Source organism: Saccharothrix espanaensis DSM 44229 (genome assembly GCF_000328705.1).
GTDB lineage: Bacteria > Actinomycetota > Actinomycetes > Mycobacteriales > Pseudonocardiaceae > Actinosynnema > Actinosynnema espanaense.
The window spans coordinates 2,759,545-2,779,065 of sequence record NC_019673.1 but is presented as its reverse complement, the minus strand read 5'-3'; the positions used below and the strand labels follow the sequence as shown (position 1 = coordinate 2,779,065).

General features: G+C 72.9%; 24 protein-coding genes. 14 read left to right on the top strand and 10 right to left on the bottom strand.

Features of this window, described 5'->3' with window-relative positions; translation table 11 throughout:
• The first annotated feature begins 107 nt into the window (after window positions 1-107).
• The 3 genes from BN6_RS12730 to BN6_RS12720 all read left to right on the top strand — a co-directional run bounded on the left by BN6_RS12730 (window position 108) and on the right by BN6_RS12720 (window position 1,542).
• Window positions 108-452 (top strand): ArsR/SmtB family transcription factor, encoded by a 345-nt coding sequence (locus BN6_RS12730; RefSeq protein WP_041316605.1) that lies wholly within the window; start codon window positions 108-110, stop codon window positions 450-452.
• On the top strand, window positions 449-1,051 hold the full coding sequence (locus BN6_RS12725) for an SRPBCC family protein (protein ID WP_015100049.1): 603 nt from the start codon (window positions 449-451) through the stop codon (window positions 1,049-1,051). The genes BN6_RS12730 and BN6_RS12725 overlap by 4 nt, the downstream gene beginning before the upstream one ends.
• A 170-nt stretch (window positions 1,052-1,221) precedes the next feature.
• Entirely contained in the window at window positions 1,222-1,542 is a 321-nt protein-coding gene (locus BN6_RS12720; RefSeq protein WP_041312675.1) for a DUF3140 domain-containing protein, read from the top strand.
• Window positions 1,543-1,675: 133 nt separating this feature from the next.
• Here the strand turns inward: BN6_RS12720 and BN6_RS12715 are convergent, their stop codons facing one another.
• Window positions 1,676-2,986 carry an NAD(P)/FAD-dependent oxidoreductase gene (locus BN6_RS12715; RefSeq protein WP_015100047.1) on the bottom strand — a complete coding sequence of 437 codons (1,311 nt, stop codon included), beginning with the start codon at window positions 2,984-2,986 and terminating at the stop codon, window positions 1,676-1,678.
• Window positions 2,987-3,045: 59 nt separating this feature from the next.
• Here BN6_RS12715 and BN6_RS12710 point away from each other — a divergent pair, with 59 nt between their 5' ends.
• The 5 genes from BN6_RS12710 (at window position 3,046) to BN6_RS12695 (ending at window position 8,899) form a co-directional block, all read left to right on the top strand.
• Window positions 3,046-3,759: a beta-phosphoglucomutase family hydrolase gene (locus BN6_RS12710; RefSeq protein ID WP_015100046.1), complete on the top strand. Its 714-nt coding sequence runs from the start codon at window positions 3,046-3,048 to the stop codon at window positions 3,757-3,759.
• On the top strand, window positions 3,756-6,092 hold the full coding sequence (locus tag BN6_RS12705) for a glycoside hydrolase family 65 protein (protein WP_015100045.1): 2,337 nt from the start codon (window positions 3,756-3,758) through the stop codon (window positions 6,090-6,092). Before BN6_RS12710 ends, BN6_RS12705 begins: the two co-directional genes overlap by 4 nt.
• A 564-nt stretch (window positions 6,093-6,656) precedes the next feature.
• Entirely contained in the window at window positions 6,657-6,818 is a 162-nt protein-coding gene (locus BN6_RS46620) for a hypothetical protein (RefSeq protein ID WP_015100044.1), read from the top strand.
• Between the two features lie 81 nt (window positions 6,819-6,899).
• Window positions 6,900-8,165 (top strand): ABC transporter substrate-binding protein, encoded by a 1,266-nt coding sequence (locus BN6_RS12700; protein WP_015100043.1) that lies wholly within the window; start codon window positions 6,900-6,902, stop codon window positions 8,163-8,165.
• A gap of 356 nt (window positions 8,166-8,521) precedes the next feature.
• Complete coding sequence (locus tag BN6_RS12695) at window positions 8,522-8,899, top strand: hypothetical protein (protein ID WP_041312674.1); 378 nt, start codon at window positions 8,522-8,524, stop codon at window positions 8,897-8,899.
• Here the strand turns inward: BN6_RS12695 and BN6_RS12690 are convergent.
• Window positions 8,809-9,567, bottom strand: a complete 759-nt coding sequence (locus BN6_RS12690) for a hypothetical protein (RefSeq protein WP_231905240.1) — start codon at window positions 9,565-9,567, stop codon at window positions 8,809-8,811. The genes BN6_RS12695 and BN6_RS12690 overlap by 91 nt on opposite strands.
• 117 nt (window positions 9,568-9,684) lie before the next feature.
• Here BN6_RS12690 and BN6_RS12685 point away from each other — a divergent pair, with 117 nt between their 5' ends.
• Window positions 9,685-10,140, top strand: a complete 456-nt coding sequence (locus tag BN6_RS12685; protein WP_015100040.1) for a DUF2087 domain-containing protein — start codon at window positions 9,685-9,687, stop codon at window positions 10,138-10,140.
• A gap of 24 nt (window positions 10,141-10,164) precedes the next feature.
• On the opposite strand, the gene BN6_RS12680 is transcribed toward BN6_RS12685, so the two are convergent.
• Window positions 10,165-10,983, bottom strand: a complete 819-nt coding sequence (locus BN6_RS12680; RefSeq protein ID WP_015100039.1) for an aldo/keto reductase — start codon at window positions 10,981-10,983, stop codon at window positions 10,165-10,167.
• Window positions 10,984-11,075: 92 nt separating this feature from the next.
• On the opposite strand from BN6_RS12680, the gene BN6_RS49550 reads away from it, so the two are divergent.
• A complete protein-coding gene (locus BN6_RS49550) occupies window positions 11,076-11,561 on the top strand; it encodes a winged helix-turn-helix domain-containing protein (RefSeq protein ID WP_269454332.1) in 486 nt (161 codons plus the stop codon).
• Window positions 11,562-11,755: 194 nt separating this feature from the next.
• Here the strand turns inward: BN6_RS49550 and BN6_RS48635 are convergent, their stop codons facing one another.
• The 4 genes from BN6_RS48635 to BN6_RS12660 all read right to left on the bottom strand — a co-directional run bounded on the left by BN6_RS48635 (window position 11,756) and on the right by BN6_RS12660 (window position 14,069).
• On the bottom strand, window positions 11,756-12,184 hold the full coding sequence (locus BN6_RS48635) for a transposase (protein WP_231905238.1): 429 nt from the start codon (window positions 12,182-12,184) through the stop codon (window positions 11,756-11,758).
• Window positions 12,185-12,215: 31 nt separating this feature from the next.
• Entirely contained in the window at window positions 12,216-12,380 is a 165-nt protein-coding gene (locus tag BN6_RS48630) for a transposase (protein ID WP_015100036.1), read from the bottom strand.
• Window positions 12,381-12,486: 106 nt separating this feature from the next.
• Window positions 12,487-13,179 carry an ABC transporter permease gene (locus BN6_RS12665; RefSeq protein ID WP_015100035.1) on the bottom strand — a complete coding sequence of 231 codons (693 nt, stop codon included), beginning with the start codon at window positions 13,177-13,179 and terminating at the stop codon, window positions 12,487-12,489.
• Entirely contained in the window at window positions 13,176-14,069 is an 894-nt protein-coding gene (locus tag BN6_RS12660; RefSeq protein WP_015100034.1) for an ABC transporter ATP-binding protein, read from the bottom strand. The genes BN6_RS12665 and BN6_RS12660 overlap by 4 nt, the downstream gene beginning before the upstream one ends.
• A gap of 116 nt (window positions 14,070-14,185) precedes the next feature.
• Here BN6_RS12660 and BN6_RS12655 point away from each other — a divergent pair, with 116 nt between their 5' ends.
• Genes BN6_RS12655 through BN6_RS12645 form a run of 3 tightly spaced genes read left to right on the top strand, consistent with a single transcriptional unit; the run spans window position 14,186 to window position 16,220 of the window.
• Window positions 14,186-15,298, top strand: a complete 1,113-nt coding sequence (locus BN6_RS12655; protein ID WP_015100033.1) for a sensor histidine kinase — start codon at window positions 14,186-14,188, stop codon at window positions 15,296-15,298.
• Complete coding sequence (locus BN6_RS12650; protein ID WP_015100032.1) at window positions 15,295-15,897, top strand: response regulator transcription factor; 603 nt, start codon at window positions 15,295-15,297, stop codon at window positions 15,895-15,897. The genes BN6_RS12655 and BN6_RS12650 overlap by 4 nt, the downstream gene beginning before the upstream one ends.
• Before the next feature lie 35 nt (window positions 15,898-15,932).
• A complete protein-coding gene (locus BN6_RS12645; RefSeq protein WP_015100031.1) occupies window positions 15,933-16,220 on the top strand; it encodes a Rho termination factor N-terminal domain-containing protein in 288 nt (95 codons plus the stop codon).
• On the opposite strand, the gene BN6_RS50175 is transcribed toward BN6_RS12645, so the two are convergent.
• Window positions 16,202-16,510 carry a DUF6328 family protein gene (locus BN6_RS50175; RefSeq protein WP_408005298.1) on the bottom strand — a complete coding sequence of 103 codons (309 nt, stop codon included), beginning with the start codon at window positions 16,508-16,510 and terminating at the stop codon, window positions 16,202-16,204. The two genes, BN6_RS12645 and BN6_RS50175, sit on opposite strands and share 19 nt — an antisense overlap.
• A gap of 104 nt (window positions 16,511-16,614) precedes the next feature.
• On the opposite strand from BN6_RS50175, the gene BN6_RS12635 reads away from it, so the two are divergent.
• On the top strand, window positions 16,615-17,082 hold the full coding sequence (locus tag BN6_RS12635) for an SRPBCC family protein (protein ID WP_015100029.1): 468 nt from the start codon (window positions 16,615-16,617) through the stop codon (window positions 17,080-17,082).
• An 81-nt stretch (window positions 17,083-17,163) separates the two neighbouring features.
• Here the strand turns inward: BN6_RS12635 and BN6_RS12630 are convergent, their stop codons facing one another.
• Both BN6_RS12630 and xylA read right to left on the bottom strand, forming a co-directional pair.
• Window positions 17,164-18,540: a xylulokinase gene (locus BN6_RS12630; RefSeq protein WP_015100028.1), complete on the bottom strand. Its 1,377-nt coding sequence runs from the start codon at window positions 18,538-18,540 to the stop codon at window positions 17,164-17,166.
• Window positions 18,537-19,433, bottom strand: a complete 897-nt coding sequence (gene xylA / locus BN6_RS12625; protein WP_408005335.1) for a xylose isomerase — start codon at window positions 19,431-19,433, stop codon at window positions 18,537-18,539. Before xylA ends, BN6_RS12630 begins: the two co-directional genes overlap by 4 nt.
• Window positions 19,434-19,521 lie beyond the last annotated feature (88 nt).

Below are 19,521 nucleotides of genomic sequence, written 5' to 3'. Positions count from 1 at the left end.
TTCCCGAACGCGTACCGAACACCTGTTCGACATAGTGCCAGGGCGGTACGACAATTTCGAAGCCTCAAGGCTTGACTTATATAAGGCGAGGCTTAAAAATGCAGGTCGTGCACGCGTTCGACGTTCTCGGCGACCCAGTCCGCCGCCGCCTGCTGGAGCTGCTGGCCGACGGCGAGCAGACCTCCGGCGACCTCACCGCGGCGATCCGCGGCGAGTTCGGCATCTCCCAGCCCGCGGTCTCCCAGCACCTGCGCGTGCTCCGGGAGAACGGCTTCGCCCGCGTCCGCCCCGAGGGCACCCGCCGGCTCTACGCGGTCGACCAGCAGGGGCTGCGCGAGGTGGACGAGTGGCTGGAGCGGTTCCGGCGGTTCTGGAGCCACCACCTCGACGCGCTGGCCACCGAACTCGCCCGCGGCAAGCGCGAGCGACGGCTCAAGGAGGAAGACCAGTGACCGACATCGCCGACCAGCTCAAGGCCGTCCACCGCGCCGTGCGGCGGGGCGAGACCATGGGCGTGCTGCTCAGCCGCACCTACGACGCGCGGGCCGACGACGTGTGGGACGCCCTGACCGACCCGGAGCGGCTCAAGCGCTGGTTCCTGCCGATCAGCGGGCGGCTGGAGGTCGGCGGCTCGTTCCAGCTGGAGGGCAACGCGGGCGGCGACATCCTCGCGTGCGACCGCCCGGCGCTGCTGCGGGTCACGTTCGGCGGCCCGGACAGCATCGTGGAGCTGAGGCTGACCGAGCACGACGAGCGGACGCAGGTGGAGCTGGAGCACACGGTGCCGCTGGAGTTCGCGCCCAACGGCGGCGGGGCGCTGTGGGTGGGTCCGGGCTGGGACGGCGGTTTCCTCGCCCTCGGCCTGCACCTGTCCGGCGAGGTGCAGGGCGACCCGGTGGAAGCGGCCAACTCGCCCGAGGTCCAGCGGTTCAACCTGGAGTCCATCGCCGTCTGGGAGGCCGTGATCAGGGAGTCCGGGACGGCGACGGAGGAGGAGCTGGCCGAGGCCGTCGGGGTGTCGAAGGCCCAGTTCGCCCCCGACCTCGTCTGACGCCCACCGCGCCCCGGCCCGTCGCGAGACCGCGACGGGACCAAGGCGGGAAGCAGCCGGGATCCCGGGCGGGACCGGGAGGCGGCGGAAAGCGGCGCCTCCCGGGCGGTTTGGCGCCGGTGTGAAATAACATGGTTTCGACCGGGCCGCCGGTGGCAACCCTGACCCTCATGAGCAACACCCTGTGGGACGAGTTCCACCGAGTAGTGAACATGACCTCCCACGAGCTGGAGGACTGGCTGCGCACCCGTTCCGCGGACGAGGACGCCGAGGAGCTGCCCGACCAGGCCGGCACCCCGACCGGCCAGGACGTGCTCCGGGTGCTGCGCAAGCGCCGGACCGACCTGACCACCGAGGACGTCCGGGTGATGCGGCGGGTGGTGGATCGGGTGCAGGCGCAGCGCCGCGACGACCTGGAGCCCACCGCCGGCGAGGCCCACTGGCGGCACCGCCTGATGTCGATCGGGCACGACCCGTTGAAGCCCGCCTGACGCACCGCGCCGGAACCAGCCGCCGACGTCCGGGGTGAGGACGTCGGTTCAGTCGTGCGCGGGGTTCAGTCGTGCGCGGGGTTCAGTCGTGCGCGGGGTTCAGTCGTGCGCGGGGTTCAGTCGTGCGCGGGGTTCAGTCGTGCGCGGACCGCGCGGTCTCGCGCGCGGAGCCCGCGTCCACCCGGTCCGCGTCCGCGAGCCGCACCCCCGCCGCCGGCACCAGGTCGAACCGCACGACCTGGCGTCGGGTCAGCAGGCCGGTCAGCCAGTCCGCCGCCACCCGCACCCGGTTGCCCGGCATCGCCAGCAGGTGGTAGCCGCGGGCCACGAGCTTCGCGGGCCACCCGGTGAGCGGCAGGTGCAGCGGGTTGGCCACCGCCTGCGCGCCCGCCAGGTCCACCACGAACCCCAGGTCGCGGTGCCGGTACTCGCGCGGCGTGCCGTGCCCGAGGGACGCGGCCACGTTGTGCGCGGCCAGCTTGCCCTGCCGCTGCGCGTGCTGCGCGGTCATCGGCGTGGGCTTGCCGCCGTTGAACACGTCCGGCACGGCCGCCATGTCACCGGCCGCGAACACGTCCGACCGGCCCGGCACGAGCAGGTCCGCGCCGACCGCGAGCCGTCCCTTCACCGTGGGCAGGTCGACCGACTCGACCAGCGGGTCGGGCCGCACGCCGACGCACCACACCGCGGTCCTGGTCGGGATCTCGGTGCCGTCGGTGAGCTTGGCGCAGGTGGGCGTGACCTCGGCCACGCTGGTCTCCAGCCGCACGTCCACCCCGCGCTGCCGGAGCACCTTGAGCGCGGGCCCGGAGAGCCGCTCGTCCAGGCCGGGCAGCACCCGGGGCGCGAGGTCGAGCAGCACCCACCGGATGGGCGGCACCTTCCGGCCGCGCGCCGCCGCCAAGGCCAGTTGCTGCCCCTGCGCGACGAGTTCGGTGCCGGTGTACCCGGCGCCGACCACGACGAACGTGGTGCGCGCGGGATCGCCGTCCTGCTCGGCCAGCTCGATCTGCCGCAGCACGTGGTCGCGCAGGTACACGGCCTCGGCCACGGACTTGAACCCGAGCGCGTGCTCCGCGACCCCCGGCACGGACATCAGCCGGGTGACGCTGCCGGCGGTCAGCACGATCCGGTCCCAGGTGATCACCTGTGAGCGGCCTTCCACGTCGATTGCCGTGCAGGTGCGGGCATCGGGGTCCACGCTGGTGGCATGTGCCTGCACGAGCCGGGTCCGGGGCAGTTCGGGCCTCAGCGGTACGGCGACCCGGCGCGGGTCGAGCGTGCCGCCGGCCACCTCGGGCAGCAGCGGCACGTAGAGCATGTAGTCGGTGGGGTTGACCGCGACCAGGTCCGCGGCGTCCGGCGGAAGTGCCTTCTCCAGCGCCTTCAAGCAGTGAAAACCCGCGAACCCCGTGCCGACGACCAGCACCTTCGGCTTGCCCATGGTGCGACCACCTCCCGGACCTCCGGGTACCCCACTACGCGAACGGGTAGACACCGATCATGAACCTCGGTTTGCCGGACGGGATCACCGCCTGCCTCTTCGACCTCGACGGGGTGCTGACCAGCACCGCCGTCCTGCACCGCCGCGCGTGGCGGCGCACGTTCGACGACTTCCTCGGCCCGCGCGGCGGGCCGCCGTTCACCGAGGAGGACTACATCCGGTACGTGGACGGCCGGCCGCGGTACGACGGCGTGCGGTCGTTCCTGGCGTCGCGGGGCATCACGCTGCCCGAGGGCGCGCCGGACGACCCGCCGGACAAGGACACCGTGCACGGTGTCGGCAACCGCAAGAACGTGCTGATCGACGCGATCATCCGGGACGAGGGCGTCAGCCCGTACCCCGGTTCGGTGCGCTACCTGGAGGCCGCCGCCGGGAAGGTCGCCATCGGCGTGGTCACCTCGTCGGCGAACGCGACCCGCGTGCTCGACGCCGCCGGGCTGTCCCGGTTCGTGCAGGCGCTGGTGGACGGCGTGGTGATCAGCCGAGACGGGCTGAACGGCAAGCCCGCGCCGGACTCGTTCCTGGCGGGCGCGCGGATGCTCGGCGTGCGACCGTCGCAGGCGGCTGTGTTCGAGGACGCGCTGGCAGGCGTCCAGGCGGGTCGTGCGGGCGAGTTCGGGCACGTCGTGGGCGTGGACCGGGCAGGGCAGGCGGAGGCGTTGCGGGAGAACGGGGCGGACGTGGTGGTCGAGGACCTGGCGGAGCTGCTGTGACGGGGTACGACATCGGGCCGTGGTCGTTGCGGTGGCGCGGGCTGTCCGTGCCGGACCTGCGCCGCACGGAGTCGACCTTCGCGCTGTCCAACGGGCACATCGGGATGCGCGGCACCTTGGACGAGGGCGAGCCGCGCGGTCTGCCGGGCACGTACCTCAACGGGTTCTACGAGGAGCACGCGCTCCCGTACGGCGAGGCGGGCTACGGCTACCCCGAAGCCGGGCAGACGGTCGTGAACGTCACCGACGGCAAGGTGATCCGCCTGCTGGTGGAGGACGAGCCGCTGGACATGCGGTACGGGCGGGCGTTGGAGCACGAGCGGGAGCTGGACTTCCGCACCGGCACGCTGCGCCGCCGCACGGTGTGGGAGTCGCCCACCGGCCGCAAGGTCACCGTCACCAGCGAGCGGCTGGTGTCGTTCACCCAGCGCGCGGTCGCCGCGATCCACTACGTCGTGGAACCGGAGGACGACCTCCAGCTCGTGCTGCAGTCCGACCTGCTGGCCAACGAGCCGATAGAGGAGCGGTCCGGTGATCCCAGGGTGGCGGCGGCGCTGGACGCCCCGCTGGTCGCGGAGTTCCGCTGGGCGGAGGGCAAGCGGGCGGTGCTGGCGCACCGCACCCGGCACTCGGGCCTGCGGCTGGCCGCCGGCATGGACCACGAGCTCGAAGCCGGGAACGGCCTGCGCAGCCACATCCACGCCGAGGACGACCTGGTCCGGTTCACCGCGGCGGCGGACGTGCCGGCCGGGAACGCCCTGCGGCTGACCAAGTACCTGGGCTACGGGTGGTCGACGCAGCGGTCGGTGCCGGCGCTGCGGGCGCAGGTGGAGGCGGCGCTGGCGGGCGCGCGGCAGACCGGCTGGCAGGGCCTGCTGGCCGAGCAGAAGGCGTTCCTGGACGACTTCTGGGAGGTCGCCGACATCGAGGTGGACGGCGACGAGGAGCTCCAGCAGGCGATGCGGTTCGCGCTGTTCCACATCCTCCAGGCCGGGGCGCGCGGGGAGACCCGGGCCATCCCGGGCAAGGGGCTCACCGGGCCCGGCTACGACGGGCACGCGTTCTGGGACAGCGAGATGTTCGTGCTGCCGGTGCTCACCTACACCGTGCCGGACGCCGCGCGGGACGCCTTGCGCTGGCGGCACTCCACCGTGGACAAGGCCCGGGACCGCGCGCAGGTGCTGGGCCAGCACGGTGCGGCGTTCCCCTGGCGGTCCATCAACGGCGCCGAGTGCTCGGCCTACTGGCCCGCCGGCACCGCCGCGTTCCACGTCTCCGGCGGCATCGCGCACGCGGTCGCGCAGTACCACGCGGCGACCGGTGACGAGGAGTTCGACCGGGAGTGCGGCACGGAACTGCTCGTGGAGACCGCGCGGCTGTGGATGTCGTTGGGACACCACGACAAGCACGGCGGGTTCCGCATCGACGGGGTCACCGGGCCCGACGAGTACTCGGCGATCGTGGACAACAACGTCTACACGAACCTGATCGCGCAGAAGAACCTGCGGGAGGCGGCCGAGGCGTGCGAGCGCAACCCCGCCACCGCGTCCGCGCTGGAGGTGCACCCCGACGAGCGCACGGCGTGGCTGGAGGCCGCGATGCGGATGCGGGTGCCGTTCGACGCGCTGCTGGGCGTGCACCAGCAGGCCGAGGGGTTCACCGCGCATGCCGAGTGGGACTTCGCGGGCACCGATCCCGGGCAGTACCCGCTGCTGCTGAGCAAGCCGTACTTCGACCTGTACCGCAAGCAGGTGATCAAGCAGGCGGACCTGGTGCTGGCCATGCACGTGCGGGGCGACGCGTTCACCGCCGCCGAGAAGGCCGCGAACTTCGCCTACTACGAGGCACGGACCGTGCGTGACTCGTCACTGTCCGCCGGCACGCAGTCCGTGCTTGCGGCCGAGGTCGGGGCGCTCCAACTGGCCTACGACTACCTGGCGGAGGCGGCTTTCACCGATCTGCACGACCTGCACGACAACGTCCACAACGGATTGCACATGGCGTCGCTGGCTGGCGCGTGGATCGGCGTGGTGGCCGGGTTCGGCGGGATGCGCGACCACAGCGGGCTCACGTTCGCGCCGCGGCTGCCACCGGGCCTGGACCGGCTCGCGTTCCGGATGTCCTTCCAGGGCATCAGGTTCTCCGTCGCGATCACCCGGGGCGAGGCCACCTACCGGATCGTCGCCGGTGGTCCGCTGCGCACCGCGCACCACGGCGAACCCGTGGTGGTCGAGCCCGGCGCGCCGGTGACCCTGCCGATCCCCGAACCGCCGACGCCGCCCGAGGTGCACCAGCCGGCGCACCGCGAGCCCGCCCGACGGGTGCCGGGGTGACCACGTACGCGATCTCTCTGCGCGCGAAACTTCTTACCACCTGACGATTTCCGCGTCGTCGTGGCCGGGCGTCCACAACGGTCCGGAGCAGTGCGCGGCCCGGCCGGAGCTCCTCGGGGGGAGGGGAGCCCCGGCCGGGTCTTCGCAGGCGGCCTGGGGGGGCGGTGGCCGCCTACGCCATCATCGTGCGGGCAGGTGGCCCTGTTACGCGGTCCGGCCGCCGACCTGGATTGCCGGACGACGAACTGGGCCTTCCTCGCCGGCGCGCTCACCGGAGAACCACCGGGAGGGCGGGGCGCCGGGCACGAGCGGGGTTGTCCGGCAGGCCACCGGGCCCTGGCCGCCGGTGGTGCACCGACAGCGTCCCGAGCGGGGTCGGCACCACGGTCCGCAGGGCGTCACGGGACGAGCCGGACCGTCCGTACGGAGTGGGGTGCGATACCGCGCCGCCTACCGCACAGCGGGGATCGTTTCCGCAAAACTGCGGCTTGACGCAGCCGATGGGTAACCCACACAGGTGAGCCGGGCAGCGCCGGAGCGCTCCGGCGGACAGTATCCCGAATCGTGAGTTCAACCCCGATCTACGACGAGTTGGCGGCCACGTACCTCGTCGACGGCGAGCCGACCGGCCACGAGCGCCCCGGTCCCGAGGCCGAGCGGCCCGACGGCGCACCCCCGGCGCACCCCTCGGCCGAGGCCCCGCCGCGCGAACGGACCAAGGCCTGATCTTGACACCCCGTCCCGCGCCGGGGTAGGACGGCGTGACCTCCGATTGACGAGGCCGCCGCCTGTGTCGAAAGGTGCGGCATGATCCAGCGGGCCCAGAAGGACCCACCGAAGGACCCACCGAAGTACGCACGGACGCCCCCGCTGCTCGCGGTGGTCCTGCTGCTCGCCGTCGTGGCGTGCGGTGGTGGCGACCCGGTGCCCGCCGACCGGGTGACGCTGACCTGGTGGGACTACCTGGACCACTCCCCCATGGCCGACCAGGCGGTCGGCCAACTGGTCAAGCGCTACCAGGACGCGCACCCGGAGGTGGAGATCCGGCGGACCGCGATCCCCCGGGCCGACTTCGACGCGAAGCTGGCGCAGGCCGTCGCGGCGGGCACGTTCCCGGACATCGCCGCCGTGGACGTGGCCGCGCTGCCGCGGCTGGCCGGGCAGGACGTGCTGGCCGACCTGACGCCCCGGTACTCGTCGTGGGACGTGAAGGACCGGTTCCTGGAGCCGGTCCGGGCGAGCGTGCGGTACCAGGACAAGTTCTACGGGGTGCCGTTGCGGACCAGCACCACGGCGCTGCTCTACAACCGCGACCTGTTCGCGGCCGGTGGCGTGGCCGACCCGCCCCGGACCTGGGAGGAGCTGCGGGCCACCGCCCAGGCGCTGACCGTGTCCGGGCAGTGGGGGCTGTGCTTCGCGGCGAACGGGGGCGCGGCGACCGCGAACTTCCTGCCGCTGCTGTGGCAGGCGGGCGGGGACGTGACGGACGTCGGCGCGGACCCGGGCGTCCGCGCACTGTCCTTTGTGGATGGTTTGGTCAACGTCGACCGCAGCGCGCCGCCGGACGTGCTGCGGTGGAACGACTCCGACGTGGAGCGCGAGTTCGCGGCGGGGCGGTGCGCGATGATGGTCAACGGCCCGTGGAGCGCGCCCGCGCTGAACTCCGCCGGGCTGGACTGGGGTGCCGCGCCGCTGCCGACCGGGGCGGCGGGCGGTGGGTCGCTGCTGGGCGGCGAGGCGTGGGTGCTCGGGCGGGCCGGGCGGCACGCCGACCGGGCGTGGGACGTGCTGCGGTGGCTGGCCGAGGAGCGGGACAACGCGACCGAGTTCGGCGCGGCGCTCAACGCGCTGCCCAACCGGTCGGACACCGTGGACGACCTGGCGTGGCGGTGGGACCCGAACGTGCCCGCGTTCATCGGGCAACTGGCCGGCGCCCGGGTGGTGTACGGGCCGCGCTACCCGGAGGTGTCGGCGGCGATCTCGACCATGGTGCGGCAGGTGCTCGGGCGGGAGCGCCCGGCCGCGCAGGCCGCGCAGGACGGGCGGGCGGCGCTGGAGCCGCTGCTGCGCTGAACCGCACCGGTTCACGCCTGGCCGCGCCGTCGTGCGCACCCGCCGACGCCGGGCGCACGCCGTGCCGTCCAAGACAGCCGCAGGACGCCCGCTCGATGCCGAGGCCCGGCGGCGGCACGACGACCGCACCACCGTTGTCAAGCCGGCCGGCGGTGCCGGGCACGGGAACCACGGCGGGGGGCATCCGGCCGTGGGGTGCGGCGGCCACCCGGTCGGCGTAGGCCGGACGGTCGCCCGGAAGCCGGTACCCCGATGGGCGCCGCAAAGCACCACCCGATGGGGCGGACAACCGGACCGGCCCGGGGGAAAGCTCCCGGGCCGGCGTGGTCCGGGTGCCGCGACGGGTATCCGAAGCCATGCGAAAACAGGGACCGGCGAAGGCCGGCACGGCGCCGGGTGCCGCCAGGGCGCGGCTGAGCCGGGCGCAACTGCTCGCGCTCGTCGTGGGCTCGCTGCAGATCGTGGTGGCGGTGGTCCCCGTGTTACCGCTCGGCGCCGCCGACCAGACCCTGCACGTGTGCACCGGGCTGATCGGCCTGCTGCTGGCGTGGAAGCACGAGTACGCCCGCCTCTACGGCATCGCTCTCCTCCTGGTCTACGGCAAGCTCCTGGTCACCGACATGGCGTCGTCGACGCAGTGGCTTCAACTGCCCACGCTGGAGACCGTCGCGTACGGACGGGCCACGCTCGCCGGCCTGGTCATCACGTTCGTGCCCGCGTTCACCCGGCGGTAGTCGCCGGCGGTCATCGTGCCGTCGGGGTGGAACCGGAGCTTGGGGCTGGTGCTGCCCGCGATGGACTCGAACATCGACCGGTCCGCGGGCGTGGTCGGTTGCCAGTACATGTGGGCCCCGTGGGTGACGCCCATGTCCATGCCCATCATCGTGGCCACCGCGCGGTCGTAGCGCTTGGTGGTGAGTGGACGCCCGCCCGAGGCCCGGATGTCGAACACGTCGTGGTCGCCGGTCAGCGGTCGCAGCCGGCCGCGCCGGTCGAAGCCGTGCACCACGCCGTCGCGCACGAGGTATTCACCGCGGCGTTCCAGCAGCGCCATCTTCGCGCCGAGCGCGTCGAACTCGTCGCGCCGCTGGGTGAACCGGCTCCACAGCCGCTCGGTGACACCGTGCCCGGGTAACGCGGGCAGGAAGAAGCCGACCAGGCCGCGGTGCCGGGGCCGCGCTCCCAGCCGGACGTCCAGGTCGTCGATCGTCTTGGCCTTCACCGGCTCGGGCTTGGGCAACGCGCCGTCGCGCAGCCACGACACCGCGTGCGGGTTGGTGCCCCGCACGTCGATGACGAGGTCCTGCTCCGCGGCCACCTGCTGGAACTTGCGGGCGTGCTCGGTGGGCATGCCGAAAACGGGCTCCACCGACGCCAGGGGGAAGAGGTGATCAGTGCGCACGGGTATTAAGGTCCGCCCCTGACGGGCGTGCACCGGAGGCCCGGGTTCGGTTGACTCTTCCCGTGACCCCTGACGCGCTGATCGGATTGCTCGCGGACCCGCCGGCGACTACGCGTTGTGTCGGCGCTGGTGCCGGGAGCCCGCAGCACCGCGGAAATCGCCGAGAAGGCCGGTGTGGACGCCCGGCGGGTGGAGGTGGCGCTGCGCAAGCTGCGCGGCGCCGGGCTGGTGGCCGGGCGGCCCGGTGAGATGCTGGTGCGCCACGACGTGTTCGAACGGGCCGCGCGGGTCGAGCGGGTCGCGGAGGATCCGTTCCTGAGGGACGGTCGCCTGGTCAGGCTGCCCGGCCGGCACGGCCGCCGGCGCGCGGTGCTCGAACAGGTGTGCACCGCGTTCGAACCCGGGCGCCGCTACCCCGAGCGCGAGGTGGCCGAGGTGCTCGGCGGGTGGTGCGCCGGCGGCGAGGTCGACCACGTGACGGTGCGCCGGTACCTCGTGGACGAAGGGCTGCTCGACCGGGCCGACGGCGTGCACTGGCGTTCCGGCGGGCCGGTCGAGGCGCCGGCGGGGTAGCGGTGGGGTGGACTTTTCCCGGTTCTAGTTGAACTTGTCCGGGTCCGGCCCCACCCGCTGCCCGGTCTCCAGGGTCGCGATCCGGTCGAGGTCGTCCCGGTCCAGCTCGAAGTCGGTGACCGCGAAGTTCTCCGCGATCCGGCTCGGCGTGACGGACTTGGGGATCACCACGTTGCCCAGCTGGAGGTGCCAGCGCAGCACCACCTGCGCCGGGGTGCGGCCGTGCTTGTCCGCGATCGCCGTGACCACCTCGTCACGCAACAGGTCACCACCTTGCGCGAGCGGGCTCCACGCCTCGGTGGCGATGCCGTGTCCGGCGTGGAATCGGCGCAGCTCCTCCTGCTGGAACCGGGGGTGCAGCTCGACCTGGTTGACCGCGGGCACCGCGCCGGTCGTTTCGATCACCCGTTCGAGATGGGGCACCTGGAAGTTGGACACGCCGATCGCGCGCACCCGGCCGTCCGCGAGCAGCTTGCCCAGCGCGCGCCACGAGTCGACGTACCGCCCGCGCTCGGCGGCCGGCCAGTGGATCAGGTAGAGGTCGAGCCGGTCCAGCCCGAGCTTGCCCAGGCTGGTGTCGAACGCGCGCAGCGCCTCGTCGTAGCCCTGGTCGGTGTTCCACAGCTTGGTGGTGACGAACAGGTCGTCGCGCGGCAGGCCGGAGGCGGCGACGGCCCGGCCCACGGGCTCCTCGTTGCCGTAGGCGGCGGCGGTGTCGATGCTGCGGTAACCGACCCGGATCGCCTCCGCCACCGCGTCCTCGGTGTCCTGTGTGGACACCTGGAACACGCCGAAACCGAGCTGCGGCATGGTGACGCCGTTGTTGAGCGTGATGGTCGTCATGAGCCCATCATCGCCCTTGTCAACGCCTCCCACCTCTTGGACGGCGTTGACGCCCCGCGCACGTGGCTGGTCCGATTCCCATCGTGGCCGTGGTGAAGGCAGTCCCCGATGTGACGACCGTCGACGTGACGGTCGTCATCCGCCTCAGCGCGCCGACCGCCCAGGTGGTGGACACCGCCGCGCAGCTCGCCGAGGCGTTGCGGTCCGCGCTGGACCTGCCCGAGGTGGACGTGGTGGTGGACCTGCCGGTCCCGCGCTCCGAACCCGAGCTGCGCATCCTGGCGGACTCCCGCCGGGTGCTGCACCGGGGGGTGAACGTGGAGCTGACCAGGCTGGAGTTCGACCTGCTGCACCACCTGTGCACCCACCCCCGCCAAGTGCACCGGCGCACCGCGCTGATGAACAGCGTGTGGGGCTCGAACAGCTTCGTGGACACCCGGACGGTGGACGTGCACGTGCGCCGGATCCGCCGCAAGCTCGGCGACGCGGCGTCGCTGATCACCACCGTGCGCGGGGTCGGCTACCGGATGGACAACCCGTTCGCGGTGTCCGTGGAGCACGACGCCCTGGCCGGCTGACGCCCCGTGCCCGCGCCGACGCCGGCACGGGCCACGACGACCGACTCCCTCCCGTGTGGACGAGGAGGTCGGGCCACCGAACCGCCTCCGGCCTCGACGAGACTCGCAGGTCACCGCTAGCGCGTGTTCCAGATGTGGCGTAGCCAGGTGTTGATGGCGGCGATGTCGATGGTGGCCTGGTAGCGGAGGGCGAGTTAGCTGTATGCCTTGTCCGCCAGAACCCGGTCCGGTCTCGTCCTGGCCCGGCTGGGGCCGAGGGGCGGCACCGAGATCCGCTCGATCACCGTCGTGAATTGCCGGCTGTCGCCCCGCTGTCCGGCGGTGACCAGCAACGACAACGGCCGCCGCCGTTGCTCGCAGGCCAGGTGCAGCTTGCTGGTCCAGCCGCGCCCGCCCCGGCCCGTGGTCGTCGGGCTCGGTCCCGCCCGTGTCGGTGTCGGGCGGTTCGACCTGGAGATCCCCTTCTTACGCGCACCGGCGGCATGCTGGTGCGCCCGCATGACCGTGGAATCGACGCTCACGTCCCACACGATCGACCCGGCGGCGTCCGCACGGGCCTGCAACGCGGTCAGCATCCGCCGCCAGACCCCGGCCCGCTGCCGGCGCCGGAACAACTCGTACACGGTCTGCCAGGGTCCGTAGTCGGGCGGAACGTCACGGGGCACCGACGCGCACCCGCCACCGGATACCGTCGATCAACCGCCGCTTGCCCCACTTCGGCGGACGGCCCGGCTTGGCGCCGACGGGCAGCAACGGCCGCAGCACCGCCCACTGCGCGTCGGTCAGGTCGGCCCGCCCCGCTGCCGCTACGCCGGCCACGAGGTCTCCGGTGCCAGGTCTGCTCGGTCGCCAACCCACTTACCGGAGACCTCGCCGCGTTCCGGCCACCGACCCGCCGCCGATCACCGCACCTTCGAAATACGACCTAGTCGCGCGCGTCCCAGCGGAACAGCCGCAGGGAGGCCACGCACCCCAGCGCGGTCCACCCGAGCAGCGACAGCGCCGCCAGTTCCGGCCGCCCGTCGCCGCCCCAGGCGACCCGGACCAGGTCCGCCACCCCGCCGCCGGGCACGGCCAGGGCGCGCGGGTCGGACGTGTTCGCCGCCCACACCCCGCCGGCGAACAGGGCCAGGAAGAACGGCCCGGTGGTGATCTGGGCGAGCTCGGCGGTCGAGGTGATGCCGCTGGTCGCGACGCCGGCCGCCGCGCTCATCGCCACCCCGCCGACCACCGCGAGCAGCACCAGTTCCGGCCGCTGCGGCAGCGGCGCGCCGGCCGCCAGGCTCACCCCCAGCAGGAGCACCACCTGCACCAGCGCCAGCAGCACGGGCGGCAGCACGACCCCCGTCAGCACCACCGCGTCCGACGCCGCGCCGGTGCGCAGCCGCTTGAGGTAGAGGTCCTGGCGGCGCGAGGTGAGCGAGGTCGTGATCGTCACGTACGCGGTGAACCCCATGCTGCCCAGCAGTTGCAGGGTGATCGCCACCGGCCACGCCTCGGCACCCAGGCTCGTGGCGAACCACACCCCCATCGCCAGCGGCATCGCGAACGCCAGTGCGGCGGCCGTCCGGTTGCGCAGCAACATCTTCAGCTCGGCCACGCCCAGTGCGGTGATCATGCCGCCGTCACCTGCCTCGTCGCGTGGAAGACGTCCTCCAGGGACGCGTGGTGCGCCCGCAGCCGGCCCAGCGCCAGCCCTTCCCGGCGCGCCCACGCCAGCAGGACGTCGAGGTCGTCCTGCAACTGCCTGGTGCGCACGTCGACCCGCCCGGACGGCACGTGCACCACGTCCCCGGACAGCATCGGCAGCGCGCCGACGTCGAACGGGTGCGGCAGGTCGAACGAGATCCGCGAGGGCTGCGCGGCCAGCACGTCCACCAGCGCCCCGGTCACCGCCACCCGCCCCTGGTGCAGGATCGCCAGCCGGTGCGCGAGCGACTCCGCCTCCTCCAGGTAGTGCGTGGTCAGCACCACGGTCGTGCCCCGCGCGAGCAGCTCGCGCACCACGTCCCAGGTGCGCTGCCGGGACTCCGGGTCCAGCCCGGTGGTCGGCTCGTCCAGGAACAGCAGTTCGGGCTCGCCCTGAACGGCCAGCACCAGGTCCAGCCGCCGCCGTTCGCCGCCGGAGAGCTGCTTGATGCGCACGTCCCGGCGGTGGCCCAGGTCGAGCCGCTCCAGCGCGTCGCCGCGCCGGCCGCGCCCCCACAGCCGGACCATCTCGGCGACCGTGAGGTCGGCCGGGAACCCGCTCTGCTGCAACATGATGCCGGTCCTGGCCCGGATCGCCGCCCGGTCCCGGCCGGGGTCCACGCCGAGCACCCGCACCCGTCCCGCGCTCGGCGCGCGCAGCCCCTCCAAGGTCTCCACCAGGGTGGTCTTGCCCGCCCCGTTCGTGCCGAGCAGGGCGAACAGCTCGCCCTGCGTGACCTGGAGGTCGACCCCGCGCACCGCCTCGAACTCCCCGTACCGGCAGTGCAGCGCCGTCACGTCGATCACCGGATTCCGCATGGCCCCAGCCTCGCCCCGGCCCGCGCGCGCCGGCAGTGCCGCCGCTCACCGGTTCATGTGACAGATGTCAGCAGACAGCGGGGCGATCCGGCTCGTAGATTCGTGGCGTGACGACGATGGGCTCCCTGCGCCGCTGGACCTGGTGGTCGGTGGCGGGCGCGGGGGCGATGGTGGCCGTGGTGACCACCTTGGACATGTCCACCGGCCGTTACGGCCCCCTGGGGACGCCGCTGCTGGCGTCGGCGGTCGTCCTGGTGACCGTGCAGCACGCCCGGTACATGTGGCGGGCCATGGGCGGCCTCGGGCGTGACGACAGGCGGACCGTCGAGCACCTGGCGACGTTCGCGGTGGCCGTGGCGGCGCTCACGTACGCCGGCTACAACACCCCCGTCCCGATGGCGTGGTACCTGCTGCCGGCCGCGGTGATCGCGCACGTGGTGGCCAACCGGCCCGGCGGGTCGCGGCTGCTGATCGTGGTCGTGGGCACGGCCGCGGCCACCTTGGCGGGCGGGGTGCTGCGCTCGCCGGACGTGGTCGGCTCGCTGGTGATGCCGGTGGTGCTGGTCGGCGCGTTCGTCACCGCCGACCTGGCGCAGCTGTGGTTCTGGGACGCGGTGCTCAAGCTCGACCGGGGGCAGCGGGCGGCCGAGGCGCTGGCGGTGGCCGAGGAGCGGCTGCGGTTCGCCGCCGACCTGCACGACATCCAGGGCCACCACCTCCAGGCGATCGCGCTCAAGGGCGAGCTGACCTCGCGGCTGATCGGCCGGGACGACGAGGCGGCCCGGCGGCACGCCGACGAGGTCGCGGAGCTGGCCCGGACGGCGCTGCGGGAGACCCGGGAGGTGGTGCTGGGCTACCGGCGGGCCAGCCTCGGGACCGAGATCACCAACGCGGTCGGCGTGCTGCGGGCCGCCGGGATCGAGACGGCGGTGACCGGCGACGCCTCGGACGTGCCGCCGCCGTTGCAGCCGCTGTTCGGCGCGCTGGTCCGCGAGGGCACCACGAACGTGCTGCGGCACAGCCGGGCGCGGCGGTGCGCGGTGCACATCAGCGTGGCGGACGGCCAGGTCAGCGTGCGGCTGCACAACGACGGCGCCCGCACCGACGAGCCCGCCGGCGACGGTTCCGGGCTGGCCGGGCTGCGCGAGCGGTTCGCGACGGTGGGCGGCCGGGTCGAGGTGGACGCGGGCGGCGACGGGTTCGCGCTGGTCGGGTCGGTGCGGTCGTGATCCGGGTGGTGCTGGCCGACGACGAGGACCTGATCCGGGGCGCGCTGGCGGCGTTGCTGGAGCTGGAGGACGACCTGACCGTGGTCGCCCAGGCCAGCGACGGCGACGCGGCCGTGGCGGAGGTGCGGGCGCACCGGCCGGACATCGCCGTGTTCGACCTGGAGATGCCCGGCCGGGACGGGGTGCTGGCGGCCGAGGCGGTGCGCGGGCTGGCGGGCGTCGCGGTGGTCATCGTGACCAGGCACGCGCGGCCGGGCGTGCTGCGGCGGGCGTTGAGCGCGGGCGTGCGGGGGTTCGTGCCGAAGACGACCCCGGCGGCGAAGCTCGCGTCGATCCTGCGCGACGTGCACGCCGGCCGCCGGTACGTCGACTCCGAGATCGCCGCCGCCGCGCTGACCGAGGACGCCTGCCCGCTGACCGCGCGGGAGCTGGACGTGCTGCGGCACGCGTTGCGCGGCGGCACGGTCACCGCCATCGCCCAGCAGGCCCACCTGGCGGCCGGGACGGTGCGCAACTACCTGTCCTCGGCGATGACCAAGCTCGGCGTGAGCACCCGCTACGAGGCCGCCCGCATGGCGTGGGACGAGGGCTGGATCTGAGCATGGCTCCCCGCTCGCCGGGGTAACCCCCTCGCATGCGCGAAAACAGAACGATGCCCGGCACGGACGCGCGACCGTCCAAGAAGGCGCAGCGCACGCGGTCCAAGGAGCACGGCGAGGGCGCCCACTCGGAGCCGAAGGGCCACAAGGGACCGTCCACCTCGCGGCGCGGCCCGACGACCAAGGCCCACCTGTACGACCTCGCGAAGCGGTTCGACGTGCCCGGCCGGTCTTCGATGACCAAGGAAGAACTGGTTGACGCCGTCGCCCGCGCCCACCAGAGCCGCACGCGCGCGGCGAGCCGCTACTCGGCGGGCTTCTGACCGCGCTCGCGCCACCTGTCACAACTTCGGCGAGCAGCAGGCACCCCAACCCGTACGGCGAACCGGTTGGCCAACTCGATGACGTGCTCGCGTCGGCCCCGCCGCACCAGGACCGTGACCAGGTGGGTGCCCCGGACGTAGGCGTCCGCCCACGCGTACCGCCCGCTAAACGCGATCGGCAGCAGAATCCGAACAGATCTGCGCACCCTCTGGGCGACTCGCAGCTCTTGGGGCAATTCGTTGAGGTTGCGCGCCAAACGGCGTTCCTCGGGAGCCTCGGCTTCGCTCACCACGATCGAGGGTGCCCGACCGCCGATCCGACAAATCAGGTGTGGGATCGCGGCAGCGGGGTAACCAAGGTTCGTACTCGATTTGAGGAAGAGGTTGTTTGACAGTGACGACGATCGAAAAGTCCGTAGACGTCGACGTGCCGGTCACCACGGCGTACAACCAGTGGACCCAGTTCGAGTCCTTCCCGCGCTTCATGGAAGGCGTGGAGAGCATCACCCAGCTGACGCCCACCCGCACGCACTGGGTGACCAAGGTCGCCGGCGCGCAGCGGGAGTTCGACGCCGAGATCACCGAGCAGCACCCGGACGAGCGGGTCGCGTGGCGGTCGGTCGACGGTCCGAAGCAGGCCGGTGTGGTGACCTTCCACCGACTCGACGACCGCAGCACGCGGGTCCACCTCCAGATGGAGTTCGACCCGGACACGCTGACCGAGAAGGCGGGCGCGGCGCTGGGCGTCGTGGACCACCGGATCTCCGGTGACATGAAGCGGTTCAAGGAGTTCATCGAGGGCCGCGGCGTCGAGACCGGCGCATGGCGCGACGACGTGAACCGTCCTCCGCAGACCAGGTAACACCGCCTGACCCACCGCGCCCGCCGTGACACCCCTTGGTCACGGCGGGCGCGGTGGCGTCCGCCCCGATCCACTCGTGCCTCACCGGTTCACGGTCAGATCCCTCGCCGTGGCATAGCGCTCGCGAACCCACGGCGTCGGATCGGCCTCGACCACCGTCGACCGCAGTTCCGCCCAGTGCGGCGGAGCGTCCGCGCCGGCCAGCGCCCACGCCGCCTGCCGGGCCGCACCGTCCGCGACGTACTCACCGGTCGCGGGCAGGACCACCGGGCGGCCGAACACGGCGGGCGCGATCTCGCGCACGGCCGCCGACCGCGCGCCGCCACCGATCAGCAGCACCCGTTCGACCGGCGTGCCCACGGCCGCCAGAGCGTCGATCGCGTCGGCCAGCCCGCACAACAACCCCTCCACGGCGGCACGCGCGAAATTGCCAGGTGTCGCGTTGTCCAGCCGCAACCCGTGCACCGCGCCGGTCGAATCCGGCTTGTCCGGCGTCCGCTCGCCTTCCAAGTACGGGACCAGCACCAGCCCGTCCGCACCCGCCGGGGCGCTCGACGCCAGCCGGGACAGTTCCGCCAGGTCGACGCCCAGCAGCGCGGCCGCCGCGTCGAGCACGCGGGACGCGTTGAGCGTGCAGACCAGCGGCAGGTGGCCGCCCTCGGCGTCGGCGAACCCGTTCACCGTCCCGGTGGGATCGGCGACCGGCCGGGACGCGCGGGCGAACGCCGTGCCGGACGTTCCGACGGACACCACGACGTCACCGGGCCGGGCCTGCACGCCAAGCGCGGCGGCGGCGTTGTCCCCACAGCCCGCCCCGAACCTTCCGGACAGCGCCCCCGGCCCCAGCACCGACGGCACCACCGTCGGCACCCGCCCGAACGCCCGTTCCAGCAGCTCCAGCCGGTACTCCCCACCCGCCGCCGACCAGTAGCCCGTGCCACTGGCATCGCTGCGGTCCGTGGTCAGCGACTCCACCCCACGCCCGCCGGACAGCCGCCAGGTCAACCAGTCGTGCGGCAGGCACACCGCCGCCGTCCGGTCGGCGTTGCCGGGTTCGTGCTCGGCCAGCCACCGGAGCTTGGCGACCGTCAGCGAGGCCACCGGCACGTTGCCGACCGCCGCCACCCACGCCGCCGCGCCGAGTTCCGCGACCAGGTCCCGCGCCGCCCCCGCCGACCGGGTGTCGTTCCACAGCAACGCGGGCCGCACCACCACACCGGAACCATCCAGACAGACCAACCCGTGTTGTTGCGCCGCAACCGAAACAGCCGCCACGTCATCAAGCCCGCCGGCCGCCCGGGACGCAACCCCCAACGCGTCCCACCACGCCCCGGGATCGACCTCGGTACCCGGCGGATGCGGCGCACGCCCTTCCCGCACCAGGACACCGCTCTCCGCGTCGCGCACAACGACCTTGCACGACTGCGTGGACGAGTCGATTCCCGCCACAAGCGTCATCCGCGAGCCCCCACCAAGTGCTCCAACGCCAACTGCGACAACCGGACGAACCCGTAACCCCGCTCCGCCGCACCGGAAGCATCCTCATCCTGGACCACAAACTCCGCAACAGACTCACCGGGAGCCAAGGTCGACTCGCCCAGCTCATACACCCCGCTGTGCCGCAACGCCTCCTGCACCTCGGGATCGGCCCGGAACACCACCGCCCGCTCCCGCAACAGCCGATACGTGCGCATGTTGGCCGCCGCGCTCACCCACACGCCATCAAGGTCCTCGGTGCGCAACGGCTTGTAGTCGAAGTGCCGGGGTCCGTCGTACCCGCCGTGCTCCACCAGGTCGACCAGGAAGAAGGCGGACAACAGGTCGCCATGCCCGAACACGAGGTCCTGGTCGTAGCGCGGCCCCTTCTGCCCGTTGAGGTCGAGGTGGAACAGCTTTCCCTGCCACAGCGCCTGCGCGACGCCGTGCACGACGTTGAGGCCCGCCATCTGCTCGTGCCCGACCTCGGGGTTCACGCCGACCAGCTCGTGGTGCTCCAGCGTCGAGATGAACGCCAGCGCGTGCCCGATGGTCGGCAGCAGGATGTCGCCGCGCGGCTCGTTCGGCTTGGGCTCCACCGCGAACCGCAGCCCGCAACCCTGGTCCTCGGAGTACCGCACGACGATGTCCAGCGCCTCCCGGTACCGGTCCAGCGCCGCCCGGACGTCCTTGCCCGCGTCCACCTCCGACCCCTCCCGGCCACCCCACAGCACCACGGTCGAGGCACCCAGCTCCGCCGCGAGCTCCAGGTTGCGCAGCACCTTGCGCAGCGCGAACCGCCGCACCGACCGGTCGTTCGAGGTGAACCCGCCGTCCTTGAACACCGGGTGGGTGAACAGGTTGGTGGTCACCATCGGCACCACCAGCCCGGTGTGCCGGCCGACCGTCCACAGGCCGAAGCTGGACCTGTCCACCGGGCCACCTCCGATAAGTTTGATGACT